This window comes from Geminocystis sp. NIES-3708 (assembly GCF_001548095.1).
In the GTDB taxonomy this organism is placed as follows: Bacteria; Cyanobacteriota; Cyanobacteriia; order Cyanobacteriales; family Cyanobacteriaceae; genus Geminocystis.
On sequence record NZ_AP014815.1, the window covers coordinates 2,317,754 to 2,334,278 of the forward strand.

The following is a 16,525-nucleotide window of genomic DNA, read 5'->3' on the forward strand; positions in this document are numbered from 1 at the left end:
AATCGAAAATTTATTAATTATTACTTAAGATAAACATCTAAAAAAATCTTAATCTATTCTTAATATTAATCGATAAAAAAATAGTTGAATATTTTAAATATCAGTGATAGACTGAAGCCAAATTAACATTTTAACTATAATCATGGTTCAACTTTCATCAAACACTACCATTTTAGCTGAAGATGAATTAGCAAAAATTGATGCTTATTGGCGTGCGTGTAACTATTTAGCAGTAGGGATGATTTATCTCCGCAGTAATCCCTTACTCAAAGAAACTCTAAAACCTGAACATATCAAATATAGATTATTAGGTCACTGGGGATCAAGTCCGGGGTTAAGTTTCGTTTATGTGCATCTTAACCGTTTGATTAAAAAGTATGATCTCAACATGATATACTTAGCAGGTCCAGGACATGGTGCACCGGGTATCTTAGCTCCAGTTTATCTTGAAAACACCTATTCCGAAATTTACCCCGATAAAAGCCAAGATGAAGAGGGAATGCAGAAGTTTTTTAAACAGTTTTCTTTCCCCGGACACATTGGCAGTCACGTTACCCCCGAAACCCCCGGCTCAATTCATGAAGGTGGTGAGTTAGGTTACAGTTTATCCCATGCTTATGGCTCAATTTTAGATAATCCTGATCTCATTTCTGTGGTGATGGTGGGCGATGGTGAATCAGAAACAGGTCCTCTGGCGACTTCTTGGCATTCTAACAAATTTATCAATCCTATCCGTGACGGGGCAGTGTTGCCGATTTTACACCTCAATGGTTACAAAATTGCTAACCCTACCATCCTCTCTCGTATTTCCCATGAAGAGTTAGAGTCACTTTTCATCGGTTATGGTTATGAGCCTTATTTTGTAGAAGGTGATGATCCTGCTATAATGCACAAAAAAATGGCGGCAACCCTTGAAGAATGTGTCAATAAAATTAAGGCAATTCAAACAGAAGCTAGAAATAGTGGTTTGCCAAAACGTCCTCGATGGCCTATGATTGTATTTAGATCTCCTAAAGGTTGGACTGGTCCTAAAAGCGTTGATGGTAAGAAAGTTGAAGGTTTTTGGCGATCTCATCAAGTTCCCATGGGTGAAATGCACAGTAATCTCGAACACGTGCAACTTTTACAAGAATGGATGAAAAGCTATAAACCCGAAGAATTATTCGATGAAAATGGTCGTTTAATTCCTGAATTAGCAGAATTAGCCCCCGTTGGCGATCGCCGTATGAGTGCCAATCCTATTACTAACGGTGGTTTATTGCGTAAAGATTTGAATTTACCAGATTTTCGAGATCCCATTTATGCCGTACCCGTTACCGAACCGGGTAAAATTGAGATAGAAAATACCAAAATTATGGGTATCTTTTTAAGGGATGTTATGGCTCGTAATCCTCATACTTTTAGAGTATTTGGTCCTGACGAAACCGCTTCTAACCGTTTAAACCCCATTTACGAAGTCTCAAAAAAAGTGTGGATGGCAGATTATTTACCCGAAGATGCTGACGGGGGCGAATTGTCTCCTAATGGTCGTGTCATGGAAATGTTGAGCGAACATACCTTAGAAGGATGGTTAGAAACCTATCTTTTAACAGGCAGACATGGCTTATTCCACACCTATGAAGCCTTTGCCCACGTTATCGACTCCATGTTTAACCAACACGCAAAATGGTTAGATATTTCTAAAAATCATGTGCCTTGGCGTGCGCCTGTTTCTTCTTTAAATATTTTATTGTCATCTACTGTATGGAGACAAGACCACAACGGTTTTTCCCACCAAGATCCGGGTTTTGTGGATCTCGTAACCAATAAAAGTGCGGATGTAACCCGTGTTTATTTTCCCCCTGATGCTAACTGTTTATTAAGTGTAATTGATCATTGTTTACGCAGTAAAGACTATGTAAACGTAATCGTTGCCGATAAACAAAACCATTTGCAATACTTAAATATTGATGAAGCTGTAACCCACTGTACAAAAGGCATTGGTATTTGGGAATGGGCAAGTAATGATCATCAAGGAGTATTGCCTGATGAGCCAGACGTAATTATGGCTAGTTGTGGTGATGTGCCTACGATGGAATCTTTAGCGGCAACGGAAATTTTACGCAAAGAATGTCCTGATTTGAAAGTGCGTTTTATCAATGTGGTGGATATTTTCAAATTACAAGATGATTCTGAGCATCCTCATGGTTTATCTAAAAGAGATTTTGTGACGCTATTTACCGAAGATAAACCCATTATTTTCAACTTTCACGGTTATCCTTGGTTAATTCATAAATTAGCTTACCGTCATCCTAATTCTCACCGTCTCCACGTTAGAGGCTATAAGGAAGAAGGTAACATTAATACACCTTTAGAATTAGCCATCAAAAACCAAGTTGATCGTTTTAACCTCGTTATAGATGTAATCGATCGTGTACCGAAACTAGGATCTCGTGCGGCGTATTTAAAAGAGCGTATGAAAGACGAAATCATCGAAAATCTTAACTATGCCCATACTCACGGTATCGATAAAGAAGAAATAACTAACTGGAAATGGAATGACTAATGTAGCTAAAAGATAAAATATACTCATGAGGGGGAAGAGATAACTTTAAGTTCGACAAAAGGAAAATATTATAGTAAAGAATTTATTTTTGGCAATTTTTTTACTAAGATCTTGTATTAAAATAAAAACACTTAATAAATATTGGAAAGAAAATCAACATAAAATAAGTTTAAGTCAATTATTGTTACTATCTTCTATCTTTTCCCCTCAACATTTTTTCATCATGTCTTAATTAGCAGTTTCTTCCTGAAAAGGCTTATCTTTAAATACAATTTTAAGTAATGGAGGTGCAATAAAAGTCGTGGCAATAACCATGACAATAATAGCTGCTTCTATGGATGAATTGAATGCACCAGTAGCCGCACCTACACCAGCAAAAACTAAACCGACTTCTCCTCTGGGTATCATCCCTACACCGATAGCTAGTTTGTTGAGGTGTGGTTGTCCCCAAACGGTAAAACCTGTAACCAGTTTCCCAATTATCGCTACTACAATTAAAAATGATGCCAAAATTAAGGATTCACGATTACTAGGAATAGTAGGATTTAAAACGCTTAAATCAGTTTTTGCCCCCACACACACGAAAAAAATAGGCACAAAAATATCAGCAATGGGGATAATTTGTTTTTCCAATTCTCGGCGTTTTTCGGTTTCTGCTAAAACTAAACCTGCGGCAAATGCACCTAAAATACCTTCTAACTCAATCATATTGGCAATGTAGGAAAAAATAAAAGCGAAAACAATGCTGGTGAGAAGGAAACTACCTCTAGTTTTCATTCCGTTAATCATAGTCACTAACCAAGGGCTAATTAATCTACCGATGAGAATGATACCTATTAAAAATGTAGCGGCGGTAATAATTAAGTAAACTATTTGACTTATTTCCACTTCTCCTGTTTTTGCTAAATTTGCTACTACTGCTAAGATAATGATTCCGAGAATATCATCTAATATTGCCGCACCAATAATAATTTGTCCTTCTTCTGAGCTTAATTTTCCCAACTCAGCTAATACTTTTGCTGTAATGCCAATGCTTGTAGCTGTCAACACTGCTCCTATAAATACAGATGGTATTAAGGGAAGATGAAATAGATAAAATACCCCTAATGTACCTAATAAGAAAGGAAATGCGACCCCTCCTATGGCTACAATAATAGCAGAAGGACCTACTCGAATTAACTCTTTAATCTCAGATTTTAAGCCAATTTCAAATAATAAAATGATAACTCCTAATTCCGAAAGTACGGAAATAACTTCACTCATACTGTGAAATACTACTTCTTCCGTACCAGATGTTAAATTTGCAGTAGTCTGCAATAGTTGGATTATCAAAGAATCTTCTGCACTTAAACCACTTTCAGGAAATATGATCAGTTTTAGTGCAGACATACCAATAATGACACCTCCGACTAATTCCCCTAAAACAGATGGAAGTCCGATACGGGAGCATAATTCACCACCAATTTTACTGGCAAAGTAAATCATAACTAAACTCAACAAAACACCTGCTAAAATTAAGGACGGATTCCCCTCTTGTATTTCTGTGGTTATGGCAAAAACAGGATAAAACCAAGTCATAGTTTTTTTATCTGTTACTAAGTTAATGTTTTTTTGTTTTTAATGGACATATATCTCTAATAATTAATAATTTTTATTTTTATGAGGGCTTTAGCCCTTAGTAACCTCAATCCGACAAAACAAATTATTAATTTCAAGTAGTATCACTGATTATCTAACTTAAAAAAAATCTAATGAATAATTGTTTAATATCGCTCGTCAATTAAAATCCACTCATAACCGTTAGCGACACCTTGAAAATAATCCGCCATAGTTTCCACTGGATAAGGTGTATTACCTTTTTCTCCAAACCAGCGATCGTAAATATCAATGGAACTCGGCGTATCAGTCACAACTCCTTGCATAAATTTGACGATACTATAATTTACTATATCTCGCCATTGAGATTCATTTTCAGGAACAGTGCAAGCATAGGCTTCAATCATGTAAGGAAATTCTGGCACAATCTCATAATCATTAGATTTATCATCTTGTTTTTTTAATGATTGTAATAGTATTCCATCCCCAGCAAAGCCATCAATTTCTCCTTTTTGAAGTTTTTGCCAACCTTCTTCTTCACTGCTTACAGGGATTAAATTCGCTCCTTTAGCAAAGATTTTCATCGCTTTTTCATTGGTAGTTTGTGGAATTACAGCAATTTTTGCTCCCGCTAAAGAATTGCTATTACTAAAACCACTTCCCTTTTTGACAATCATTTGTGTGCCACTGGCAAAATAACTCACGGAAAAATCTAGTATTTTCTCTCTTTCCCATGTGACAGTAGTTGAACCACATTCGATGGCAATGTCACCATTTTTAATTTTATCAAAGCGATTATTGGGAGTAATTTTGATTAATTCTAATGTTATCGGTTTTCTTAATTCTTCTTGAGTATGAGCACGGATTAATTCTAATATATCTAAAGAGTAACCGACTGGTTTACCTTGACTATCAACAAAGGCAAAAGGTGGCGTATCTTCACGATAACCCGCTTTAATTACTCCTGTTGTCTTTATTTGATTGAAAATTTCCCCTGCAAAAACAGGCATTTGTAAAGTGCTAATTAAAGAAAATGATAGCCCTAGTTGAATGATTTTTTTAAACATTATAGATGAAAATAAATTAACTAATTGTTAATTGTTAATTGTTAATTATTTAATTGGAAACAGTTTCTCCTTCCACTGTTTTGTCTTTAAAAACTAATTTAAGCAACGGAGGTGCAATAAAAGTTGTAGCGATTACCATCACAATGATAGCGGCATCTGTAGCTAGATCTAATGCACCACTAGCAGAACCGACTCCAGCAAAAACTAAACCGACTTCTCCCCTAGGAATCATACCAACTCCAATAGCGAGTTTATTGAGGGTTGGTTGTCCCCAAAGTGTATAACCTGTAACCACTTTACCAATAATGGCGGCTACGATCAAAAAAGAAGCAATAATTAAACCTTCACGATTACTAGGAATAGCAGGATTTAAGACGCTTAAATCAGTTTTTGCACCCACACAGACGAAGAAAATAGGCACAAAAATATCAGCAACGGGAATAATTTGTTTTTCTAATTCTTTGCGTTTTTCCGTTTCTGCTAAGACTAAACCAGCCGCAAATGCTCCTAAAATAGCTTCTAATTGAATCACGTTGGCAATGTAAGCTAAGATAAAAGCGAACACAATCCCTGTAATCAAGATACTCCCTCTAGTTTTCATCCCCTCAACCATACTGACTAACCAAGGGCTAATTAATCTACCGATGAGAATTGTACCAATTAGAAATGTGGCTGCGGTAATAATTAGATAAACGATTTGACTTACTTCTACCTCTCCAGTTTTCGCTAAACTTGCCACAACGGCTAAAACAATAATCCCTAAAATATCGTCTAAAACGGCAGCACCAATGATAATTTGTCCTTCTTCTGAGCTTAATTTTCCTAATTCAGCTAATACTTTTGCTGTGATACCGATACTTGTAGCTGTCAATGCCGCTCCCGCAAATACCGATGGCACTAAGGGAAGATGGAAAATGTATAATAACCCTAATGTACCTAAGATAAAAGGTACAGCAACCCCGACTACAGCAACGATAGCAGCAGAAGGGCCAACTCTAATTAACTCTTTTAAATCAGATTCTAAGCCAATTTCAAACAGTAAGATAATAACCCCTAATTCTGAAAGTACGGAAATTACTTCACTCATGCTGTGAAATACTGCTTCTTCAGTGCCGGGGGTTAGGTTAGCGGTATTTTGTAATAACTGAATGATGAGGGAATCCTCCGCACCTAAACCGCCTTCAGGAAAGACTAAGAATTTGAAAGTAGAAACACCAATGATAACACCGCCGACTAATTCCCCTAAAACGGCGGGAAGGCCGATACGAGAACATAATTCCCCTCCTAATTTACTGGCAAAATAGATCATCACCAAACTTAATAATACACCAGCTAAAATCAAGGAAGGATCTGCTGTTTCCGTTTCCGTAGCCACTGCTAAAACAGGATAAAACCCAGTCATAGATATTAATTAATTTTTAGTTTGTATTTGTTTAATCTATACCTTATCACAAGATAATTAACAATCGATTTTTATCTATCGAAAAGCTATCAACTATTTGTAATTACCTATGTATAAAAAATCATCATCTAAATCAAAAAAATTATGCTTGTTATAGTAACTCGAAAAAGTCATTAGCTGTCTGCTTTCTGCCTTTTTCTATTCATTATTAAATATTTTAAAACCTGTTTTTTCCTGCCATTGAATTGCACCTTTTTCTAATGGGAATATTTCTATATTATTAATTTCTAAATAGCTTAATATTTCTTGATTCATTCTATCTATATTTGCGATCGTCTTCTTCATCTTGATTTGTTTTAATTGTTGAATATTGAGGGTTTTTCCATCCCAAATAAGAATATCAGTATTGGCTATATCTGATAAATTAAGCTCTTTATTATTGATTACTAATAACCAAATTTTATCAGCAAATTTAAACTGAAAATAATTAGGTTTTTTAGCTATCATTTGAATAGTTTTAACTGCTTTTTTTTCCAATAAACTAATATTTTTAATACTAATATATTCTCTTAACAAATTTAAAGCTGTCTTATTTTCTCCATCATAAGGAATTAATACTAAATCTAATGAATTTATCCCTTGATTTCTCAGAAAAGCAACGACATTAAATCTCACATTATTTTTATCGTTAAGATTAATGACGGCATGATTATTTTGATTTTGAATAATTATAACAGGTTGACTTCTACTAGCCATTACAGTTATCTGTACTAAATTTAGTTTTTGATAAATTAAGGGAATAATAAATAAAATTAAAGCTGATATTGTTATTAAATTCCATCTTTTTTGACTCCATTTATTAAAGGTAATAGTTAATAAAATACTATAGGCAATAATTACGCTAAAAATATTCACTTCTCCCACAGCTAATGAACTAAAAGGTAATTTATTACTTATTTCTACTAAATTAATTAATAACCAAACTGGGATAAATAAAAGATAACTAATTGCACTTCCAAGCACAGGAATAAATACACCAATAACTGCTGTAAAAATTCCTCCTAAAGTGATAATAATAACCAAAGGAGTTGCTAAAACATTTGTCAAAATTCCATAGACAGGAATACGATTAAAAGCATAACAAACAAGGGGTAAAGTCCAAATTGTGGCGGCAAGAGGCACAGCAATTAAATTGGCTATGGTGGGTGGCAAAAAATCTAACTTCTTGACAATGGCGGGTAAAGTAACGATTAAACCCCAAGTCGCTAAAAAACTGAGTTGAAAACCTAAATCCCAAATCCATAAAGGATTTATTAATAACAATATCAGTGCGGCTAATAATAGACTACCATAAGTTTTAACTGACCGATCATTAATTATGGCGATTAAAACCGCAACTCCCATAAAAGAAGCTCGTAAAATTGAAGGGAAAAAACCCGTTAAAGTAGCATAAGTTAAAAGACTTGACAAGCCAACAATTAACTGTACACGGGGAGAATAACAGCGAGTTAAATATAAAATGCAACCTAATAATAAAGAAATGTGAAACCCCGATGCCGCTAAGACATGAGCTAATCCTGCGGTACGAAAAGCATTTTGTAAATCTAAGTCTAAATCTACCGCCCGACTGCCTATCACCATCGAACTAACTAAGTTTCCGTAAGGTACTTTTAAAAAATGGGCATGGGTTTGGATGATGCGTTGACGAAAATTAGCTAAATTTCTCGCCCACCAGTTACCTTGTTTTATTATTTCCAGTGAATTAGCGGAGAATCCTGCAAAAATTCCTTCTCGTTTTAAGTAACCACCGAAATCAAAACCTCCCGGATTTAAAGGTGGTGATGGTACATATAATCTTCCTTTTATAGTTAATATTTGAGAAGGATATAAACCAGTAACTTGCAATAAAGGTGCGGTAACATAAACTTTTCCCGTTACTTTTTCTATTTGCCCGTTATTATTAATTTGTTGTGTTTGAAAGACAAATCTGGCGTTATTATTTTGGTTTAATCTAGGAGTATTTAAAATTATTCCTGTGATGGTGGTAGATAAATTAAAATTTTGTGATGATGAATTTATTTGATGACTAATATCAAAATTATCAGGGATTGGAGTGCGCCAATGTAGATAATAAAATCCAGCTATAATCATTACACCAGCAACAAAACAACTCAGAATATTTAACTTTAATTTTCGCCATTTTGGTAGTAAAAAACTGCTAATAATGGTAATAATTAAAACAGTAATAGTGAAAAAAAGCCCTTGAGATAAAAAGAAAAATTCTGTTAATAATAAACCAAAAATATAAGCAATTATCCAGATATACAAATAGTTATTAAACATCTCCAAAAATGTAGAAAAAAAGGGTAAAATAGTTATCTAGCATACCTGAACTATTATTTCTACTGTTATACTGATTTTTTTATAATTATTAATTATTAATTTCTTCTAACTGCTAACATTGTTATATCATCGAATTGATCAGCATTTCCAATATGCTCTAAGACATTCTCTTTAATAGTATTTACTAATATTTGTGCAGAATTAAACGGTTGTTGAAGAATCGCACTTAATCTTTTTTGATGGAAAAATTCTCGATTGATAGAACGAGCTTCTGTAACACCATCAGTATTCCCAAAAAGTATGTCTTCTGGTTCTAAATAAATCTGTTTAAAATTAAAAACCATATTGGGCATCATACCGACTGCTGGTCCTGTAGAATTAAGTTTATGTTTAATATTACCTTGAGAATCAGTAATAACTAGGGATTCGTGGCCACCATTAATATAACTTAACAAGCCTGTTTCTGGATTTAAAATTCCTACAAACATAGTTGCAAACATCCCTAATTCGCCGTGATTGTTGCCAATATAATTATTAGTTAAACTCACTGATTGAAGAGCATTTAAGTGAATTATATTAGTATCAATATCGGCACTTATCCAGCCAGTTTCTAAGGGTTGATAAGTTGATAATATATCTGTAATTTCACCTTCGATAGTGTCTTGTTGAGAGAAAATACGAATTAAACTACGAAATAATCCCATAAATAAAGCCGCACCAACACCTTTATCACATACATCTGCTAAGACTAAAACAACGTTATTTGTATCTAGTTTAAAAGTATCATAAAAATCTCCTGCTACTTGACGGGCGGGTTTGAAAAAAGAAGCAATTTCCCAATTAGCAATTTGTAAGGGTTTAAGGGGTAAAAAGTTTAATTGCATTTCTCGCCCTTTTTCTAATTCTTGATTAAGTTTTTTGAGATATTCCATTTCTCTATCTCTGAGAATTTTTTTCTCCAAAGATGCACCAATTCTTGCCCTTAGTAAAACTTTATTAAATGGTTTTGGTAAGTAATCTTCTGCCCCAATTTCGATACAACGAATTACATTTTCCATCTCATCAAGGGCGGAAATCATAATGACTGGAATATGTTTTTTTGCATCGTTATTTTTAATATTTTCTAATACCTGATAACCGTCAATTTCTGGCATTAATAAATCTAATAAAATTACGTCATATTCTTTTTGGGCAATCATTTCTAAAGCATTTTTTCCATCAATAGCAGTAGAAACAGTATAACCTTCTCTTGTTAATTGAGCAAAAAGTAAATCTCGATTATTTTCGTTATCATCTACTACTAAAATATGTCCAGTAATTTTTTTATCACTACTTTCTAAAGATGATTTTGGGTATCTAACATGGACAAAATTATCTATAGGAATATGCGATAAATTTTCTTCACTGTTATAAGTAGTTAAAAAGTTTAATTTTTCAATATCTATGAATAAATTTTTTAGATTAGTCGTTGAGTTATAAATTCTCTCAATATCGAGAATAAAATCATTATTTTTTTGATTAGCTTTTAACCATTGACAATCATCTATAATGATCTGAATTAATGGGTTAATAGTTTTTTTTAAAACCAATAAACTTTCTTTAATATTTGCTTCATAAGCATCCTGATTATTTTGATTTAAAAGTTGGTTAATAAGGGATAAAATTTCTTTTCCACTAATTTGAATAGTATTTAATTTTTTGATAGTATTCTTATTATCTAAATCATTAATCTCGCTAAGATCCTCTAATAACATTTCACTGTAACCTAAAATAGCATTTATGGGAGTTCGCAAATCATGTCTTAAATTAGAAATTAGGGAAGAATTGATAGTTAATTTTTCTGTTTTATTAGTTTGAATATCATTCATTATTTTATTCTTTAATAATCAATATTAAATAGTTTTTTAGTGTAAAAAAGATTCTATTTTACCTAATAATCTAGGTAATTCAATCGGTTTTGTATCATAATCATCGCAACCGGCATTAATGGCTTTTTGATGATCTCCCGCCATAGCATGAGCTGTTAAAGCTATAATAGGAGTAGATTTTGTTTCATCTTTACTTTTTAATTGTTTAGTTGCTTCCCAACCATCTAACACAGGTAAACTCATGTCCATTAAGATTAAATCAGGCTTTTCGGATATGGCTTTTTCTATGCCTTCGCCACCATCAACGGCAATAATTATTTCGTAACCTTTACGTTTTAATCTACGGGAAAGCATATCTCGATTCATTTCATTATCTTCTACTAATAAAATTTTATACATAATGTTCAACTCCTGATAATTTTTTGCTGATTTTGTGTATCTTAATATTTTAAAACGTAGCCTGTGCAATTAAAAAGTGAATTTCTTTCAGTAAAGATGATGTTTATAATTACATTTTTAAATAATATTTTCTACAAAAGAATTCAACTTTTTTCCCCAGAACTTTTGTTCTAATAATTATAACAGGAATTTTTATCTAAGAACATATAAATGATTTGTATTAGTTAGGTTAAGACGCATTTAATTTACATATTAAAATATCAGTAAAAATTGATCACACCTTGATTGGTTGACTTTTGCCAATGGGCTTACCTTAACCGAGAAACTTAGATATATTTCAGCTTATCTATAAAGTAATAATCCTAAAATTCCAGCAATCGGGATGATAAAAACCACTTCTAACTTTAGCTTCCAAATGCTAAATATTGAGATAGCAAAAATTACTAAACTTCCCCAATGAATTTGAGCTGTTTGAGCAAATACAATTCCTGCCACAAAAATCATACCTACTACAGCAGGACGAATTCCTTTCAGGGCGGCTTGGATAATGATTGATGATTTAATTTTATCGAGGAAATTAGAAGAAATTACCATCAATAATGCAGAAGGAAAAAACATCCCAATCGTTCCCACTAATGCACCTAAAATTCCTTGTACTTTATAACCAATAAATGCAGAAGTAATCATAATTGGACCTGGTGTAACTTGTCCGATCGCAATACCATTCACAAAATCTGTTTGAGTTATCCACTGGTATTGATTAACGACTATTTCTTGAATTAGGGGTATAAATACATAACCACCCCCAAACAACATTAAGCTCATACCTGAAAATATTATAAATAAATTGGCAAGACTATTGTCATCAATAAAAAAAGGTAAAGGCGAAATATACAACAAAAGAAAACAGATGAGTAAACTAAATCCTATTATTAAATTATTTTTAGTAAGACTATTATTGATGGTAATCGAAGAATTAGAAGTTGTAGAAATGGTTGATTTTAAAGCATCTTTATAGAAAAAACAACCAAGAATACCCGAAACTAAAATTATTAATAAAGTCGTATAAAATCCCCCTCCAAATTTGAGAATAATACCTGAAGCCACTGCCAGTAAAATTCCTTGCCAATTTTTGATGGTTTTTTTTCCCATATTCCAAGCGGCAGAAAAGATAATTGCGGCTATGGCGGGAATAAACCCTTCAAAAAATTTATTAATTTGCGGAATTTCTCCCCATTGAAAATAAACAATGGAAAAACCTAGCACAAAAATAAAAGTAGGTAATAAAACACTAATACCGCTAACTAATGCACCCCACATACCTCGAAGACGATAACCTACATAAACCACTACATTTACTGCCGTTGGACCTGGTAAAATACTTGCTAATGAGACACCATCTAACATATCTTCATGAGTGAGTAATTTCTCTTTTTCAACTATTAAATTTTCTACAACGGAAATTAATGCCATAAAACCACCAAAGGAAGTTGCACCAATTTTAAGAAAAGCAAAGAAAATATAGGCAAGAGAAACAGGAGGTTTTTGTTGATGTTGAGTGATGATTTCTTGATTTACTGAAACATTAGCATCTTGATTATTCATAATTTTTGAGATTTCGTAATTTTATGTTCTCTAATAAAAAGCTTTGTTTGTGACGTTTTTCTCTATCTTCGAGATCCATATTTTGGGATATTTGTTTTTTTCTTTCTTGATTGATACGCTCGAAATTAGCAATTTCTGCTGATGAAAAAATGGGTGTTTCTCCTTCTTTTGTATAAACTCGATCATAATCAAGAATAGATAATATATCCCCTGCAATTAATTCAAAAATACGTACTTCTTCGGGATAAGAATAATGAAGAAATTTTCTGGTATTATCTTGTTTAATGGGGGCTTTGACATTACTCCATAAAGAGCTCGATGAGGCTGTCATGACGGCCTCTTTTGACTCATAAAAATCTAGCATCTTCGGTGTATAATCAACTTGTAAGAATTTACATAATGACTGTAAGGTTGATTCAGGATCTGAAATTAAAGATTCATAACTTAGACTGAAAAATCGATTTCTACTAAGTTGATTTCTCATTTTTAAAGCTAGACATTGAGCTTTTTTCCACTCATGGGCTAAATGATAAAAATGTTTTTCTCCTACCACTGCTTGAGAAAAAGAACAAGCGACATCTCTTCCATCTCTATATAGCCAGATATATTTGGCATTGTCGAGATAGCTATTAATTTCTTTCAAATAATAAATATTAGCTAGACTTTTACAACACCAAGTTTTTCTACCCCAAGTCTCGGCTAAAATATCATAAACAGCAACAAAAACAGCGACTAAAGAATTTTCTCGACAGCGTTTTTGAACTTGACTACGATCTAAAGTAACACCTTCCCAAGGAACAGGATTAAGTTCAATTAATCGACAAACATCATCTACAAGTAATGCAAATGTATCTGAATTTTCTAAATTTCCATAAGTTGGTAATAAAGGTGAAATTCTTTCCATAATATGAGGCGGATGAGGGGCGGCGATACATGAAAGCTGGTTTAACATTAACCTCAGCAGATTAGAACCTGATCGCTGAATCCCTACCATGATAATTGGATGTCTCATTATTATTACAAAAATTTAATTTATCTTATTAGGATACTTGATAAAAATAAATAATAAAAGAGTTAATTGTTAAATAAGTACTTTAGTTTTTCATTTACTTATCCTTTTATTAAGTACTCATACAAAATTAATTGTATAGAGGCAATGGTTAACAAGGGGTTTAAACCCCTTGCATTGTTACCAAAACTTTGACAAAAATAAAGGGCATTGATTAATTTTACCCACTTACTTCTGAGAAGAAATGGCATTTTTCAAAAGATTATGAATTTGTTCTAATAGTATTTGACGACTGTAAGCACCTTTTTGTAAAATCCCCTCAACATAACCATTCAAACGCTTTCTATCTTCAAGAGTCAGATCTTTAGAGGTAATTACAATTATGGGAATTTCCTGCCATTCAGGATTATGTTTGAGTATTTGAGCTACTTCAAACCCATCGATTTCAGGCATCATTAAATCTAGTAATATTAATTGTGGTTTTCTCACCTTAATTGTTTTTAGAGCTTGAGTGCCATTTTCCGCCTCTATTACTTCTAATCCTTCTTTTTCTAGAACATTACGCAACATATCACGATTGAAAGGATCATCATCTACAACCATTGCTAAATTATGAGAGGATTCAAATTTATATTTTTGAATAATTCCTTTCAACAGTTCGCTATTAATGGGTTTCGTTAAATAGTCTGTTGCACCTAAAGCGTAACCTAAATTTTGTTCTTGGAGAATTGTTGCCATAATCACTGGAATTGAGGCTAATTTTGGATCTGCTTTGAGACGAGTCAAAATCGACCAACCATCAATTTTTGGCATAATTACGTCTAAAATAATGGCACTAGGATGTATTTCTTTAGCTAATTGTAACCCTTCTTCTGGATCAACGGTGGCAACTATTTTAAATCCTTCTTGAGTCAGAAATCTGGTGATAATATCGTGAGTGGTGGGATCATCATCAATTAACAATACGATGTTTTCTGCATTTGTCAAAGTAGGATCTGAAGTAGAAGATAAATTATTTTCTGGGGAGATAATCTCTTCTTGTTGATCTTCTCCAACTCTAATGGGTAATTTGATTTTAAAAGTCGAGCCTACTCCTGGCTCACTTTCAACGGAAATTTCACCCCCCATCATTTCACAAAACTTCTTTGTGATCATTAATCCTAAACCTGTACCACCATATTTACGAGTGGTGGAAGCGTCAGCTTGACTAAATGCCTGAAAAAGTTTCCCTAATTGCTCTGGTGTCATACCAATACCAGTATCTCGAACTTGAATATCTAACCAATCCTTTTTTTCCTCGTTATATAGTTGAATATCAAGATAAACAGTTCCTTTTTCCGTAAATTTATTCGCATTACTAAGGAGATTGAACAAAATTTGTCGAAACTTTGTCACATCTCCATACATTGAGCCAACATTCTCAGGATAGTTAATAGTTAAAGTATTATGATTTTTCTCTATTAAAGGTTGAATAGTAGTCATTATTTCTTGAATGAGGGGTTTTATTTCCACATTTTCTAAATATAGCTCCATTCTTCCTGCTTCGATTTTAGAAATATCGAGAATATCGTTAATTAATCCTAATAAATGTTTACCTGCTCCTTCAATTTTATTAAGATCACTAACAAACTCTTCTTCTCCCATCTCTTCAGCTTCTTCTTTTAAAAGTTCGCTATATCCGATAATCGCATTAAGAGGAGTTCGCAATTCGTGACTCATATTTGCTAAAAAATCACTTTTAGATTGATTGGCTTCTTCAGAGGCTTGTTTTGCTATTTGTAATTCCGCAGTATATTTTTTTTCTTTTTCCAAAAGTTCTTGCATTCTTTCCATTAAACCATTAAAAGACATCGCTAAATATCCCACTTCATCTTTACTCATGACAGTGGCTCGTAAATTAAAATTAGATTCTTCACCAACTTTTTTAGCCATAGCAGTTAGATGTTGAATAGGATTGGCGATCGAGCGACTGATATAAAGAGCGAGAGAAATGGCAATGAAAAGAGATAAAGTATAGCTGATGAAAATGATTCGATCTCTTATCTTTCGAGCCTTTTCTTCTGCTACTATTGCTAATTCTTCTTGTCGTATGGCTTCACGATAAAATTTTTGAAATTGTGGTTTTTGAGGTAATGCAATGAATTCGTCAAAAATTTTGCTTTGTACAAATTGAACTAATAAATTCCTAGCTTTTGTGGTGTTATCTAGTGATTTAGTTAGAGTATATATCCTTGGCAATTCTTTCTTCGACATCTGAATAAAATTCGTCACTGCCATTTGATATTCATGAAAAAAAGCCTCTATCTCTTGGAGATTATCATTTTTAAGTTTACCTTGATTATTTTTAACTAAATAATTATCAATAAAAACGTTGATTTCTTCTAGTCTCCCAATTAATAGATTGGCATTTTTCTCAAATTCTGCTGGTTTTTTTACATAAGGTGTTAGTTGTTTTGCTGGTCGATTATATAAAACTAATATTTGTAATTGACTAAAAAATTCTCTTTGTTCTAAGGTCTTTTGTCTAATTTGTGCCGCTTTATTGTGATAATAATTACCAATGGTTAAGCCAATACCCGTACCAATTAAGTCAACACTTACAACAATCAAATATCCGTAAATAAGTCTTTTTCTGATAGATTTTGTGTTCCGTCTTTTATCATTCTTCAAGAAAAACATATAATTTAAAAT

At 32.9% G+C, this 16,525-nt stretch carries 10 protein-coding genes; 1 reads left to right on the forward strand and 9 read right to left on the reverse strand.

Features of this window, described 5'->3' with window-relative positions:
- Positions 1 to 142 precede the first annotated feature (142 nt).
- A complete protein-coding gene (locus GM3708_RS10250) occupies positions 143 to 2,545 on the forward strand; it encodes a phosphoketolase (protein ID WP_066346375.1) in 2,403 nt (800 codons plus the stop codon).
- 228 nt (positions 2,546 to 2,773) lie between these two features.
- Here the strand turns inward: GM3708_RS10250 and GM3708_RS10255 are convergent, their stop codons facing one another.
- From GM3708_RS10255 to GM3708_RS10295, 9 genes are all read right to left on the reverse strand, one after another.
- On the reverse strand, positions 2,774 to 4,123 hold the full coding sequence (locus GM3708_RS10255; protein ID WP_066346377.1) for a cation:proton antiporter: 1,350 nt from the start codon (positions 4,121 to 4,123) through the stop codon (positions 2,774 to 2,776).
- Positions 4,124 to 4,308: 185 nt separating this feature from the next.
- A complete protein-coding gene (locus GM3708_RS10260) occupies positions 4,309 to 5,208 on the reverse strand; it encodes an amino acid ABC transporter substrate-binding protein (protein ID WP_066346379.1) in 900 nt (299 codons plus the stop codon).
- Between the two features lie 49 nt (positions 5,209 to 5,257).
- Entirely contained in the window at positions 5,258 to 6,610 is a 1,353-nt protein-coding gene (locus tag GM3708_RS10265; RefSeq protein ID WP_066346381.1) for a cation:proton antiporter, read from the reverse strand.
- Positions 6,611 to 6,808: 198 nt separating this feature from the next.
- On the reverse strand, positions 6,809 to 8,953 hold the full coding sequence (locus GM3708_RS10270) for a ComEC/Rec2 family competence protein (protein WP_231932900.1): 2,145 nt from the start codon (positions 8,951 to 8,953) through the stop codon (positions 6,809 to 6,811).
- 95 nt (positions 8,954 to 9,048) lie between these two features.
- A complete protein-coding gene (locus GM3708_RS10275) occupies positions 9,049 to 10,821 on the reverse strand; it encodes a SpoIIE family protein phosphatase (protein ID WP_066346388.1) in 1,773 nt (590 codons plus the stop codon).
- A gap of 36 nt (positions 10,822 to 10,857) precedes the next feature.
- Complete coding sequence (locus tag GM3708_RS10280) at positions 10,858 to 11,220, reverse strand: response regulator (protein WP_066346390.1); 363 nt, start codon at positions 11,218 to 11,220, stop codon at positions 10,858 to 10,860.
- 342 nt (positions 11,221 to 11,562) lie between these two features.
- Positions 11,563 to 12,825, reverse strand: coding sequence for a chromate efflux transporter (gene chrA / locus GM3708_RS10285; RefSeq protein WP_066346392.1), 1,263 nt, complete (start codon positions 12,823 to 12,825; stop codon positions 11,563 to 11,565).
- Positions 12,818 to 13,837, reverse strand: a complete 1,020-nt coding sequence (locus GM3708_RS10290) for a sulfotransferase (RefSeq protein ID WP_066346394.1) — start codon at positions 13,835 to 13,837, stop codon at positions 12,818 to 12,820. Before GM3708_RS10290 ends, chrA begins: the two co-directional genes overlap by 8 nt.
- A 225-nt stretch (positions 13,838 to 14,062) precedes the next feature.
- Complete coding sequence (locus GM3708_RS10295) at positions 14,063 to 16,513, reverse strand: response regulator (RefSeq protein WP_082714060.1); 2,451 nt, start codon at positions 16,511 to 16,513, stop codon at positions 14,063 to 14,065.
- Positions 16,514 to 16,525 lie beyond the last annotated feature (12 nt).

Coding starts and splice junctions, on each gene's coding strand:
- GM3708_RS10265 (WP_066346381.1), bottom strand. CDS start 6,610: ATGACTGGGTTTTATCCTGTTTTAGCAGTGGCTACGGAAACGGAAACA.
- GM3708_RS10270 (WP_231932900.1), bottom strand. CDS start 8,953: ATGTTTAATAACTATTTGTATATCTGGATAATTGCTTATATTTTTGGT.
- GM3708_RS10260 (WP_066346379.1), bottom strand. CDS start 5,208: ATGTTTAAAAAAATCATTCAACTAGGGCTATCATTTTCTTTAATTAGC.
- GM3708_RS10250 (WP_066346375.1), top strand. CDS start 143: ATGGTTCAACTTTCATCAAACACTACCATTTTAGCTGAAGATGAATTA.
- chrA (WP_066346392.1), bottom strand. CDS start 12,825: ATGAATAATCAAGATGCTAATGTTTCAGTAAATCAAGAAATCATCACT.
- GM3708_RS10275 (WP_066346388.1), bottom strand. CDS start 10,821: ATGAATGATATTCAAACTAATAAAACAGAAAAATTAACTATCAATTCT.
- GM3708_RS10280 (WP_066346390.1), bottom strand. CDS start 11,220: ATGTATAAAATTTTATTAGTAGAAGATAATGAAATGAATCGAGATATG.
- GM3708_RS10255 (WP_066346377.1), bottom strand. CDS start 4,123: ATGACTTGGTTTTATCCTGTTTTTGCCATAACCACAGAAATACAAGAG.
- GM3708_RS10295 (WP_082714060.1), bottom strand. CDS start 16,513: ATGTTTTTCTTGAAGAATGATAAAAGACGGAACACAAAATCTATCAGA.
- GM3708_RS10290 (WP_066346394.1), bottom strand. CDS start 13,837: ATGAGACATCCAATTATCATGGTAGGGATTCAGCGATCAGGTTCTAAT.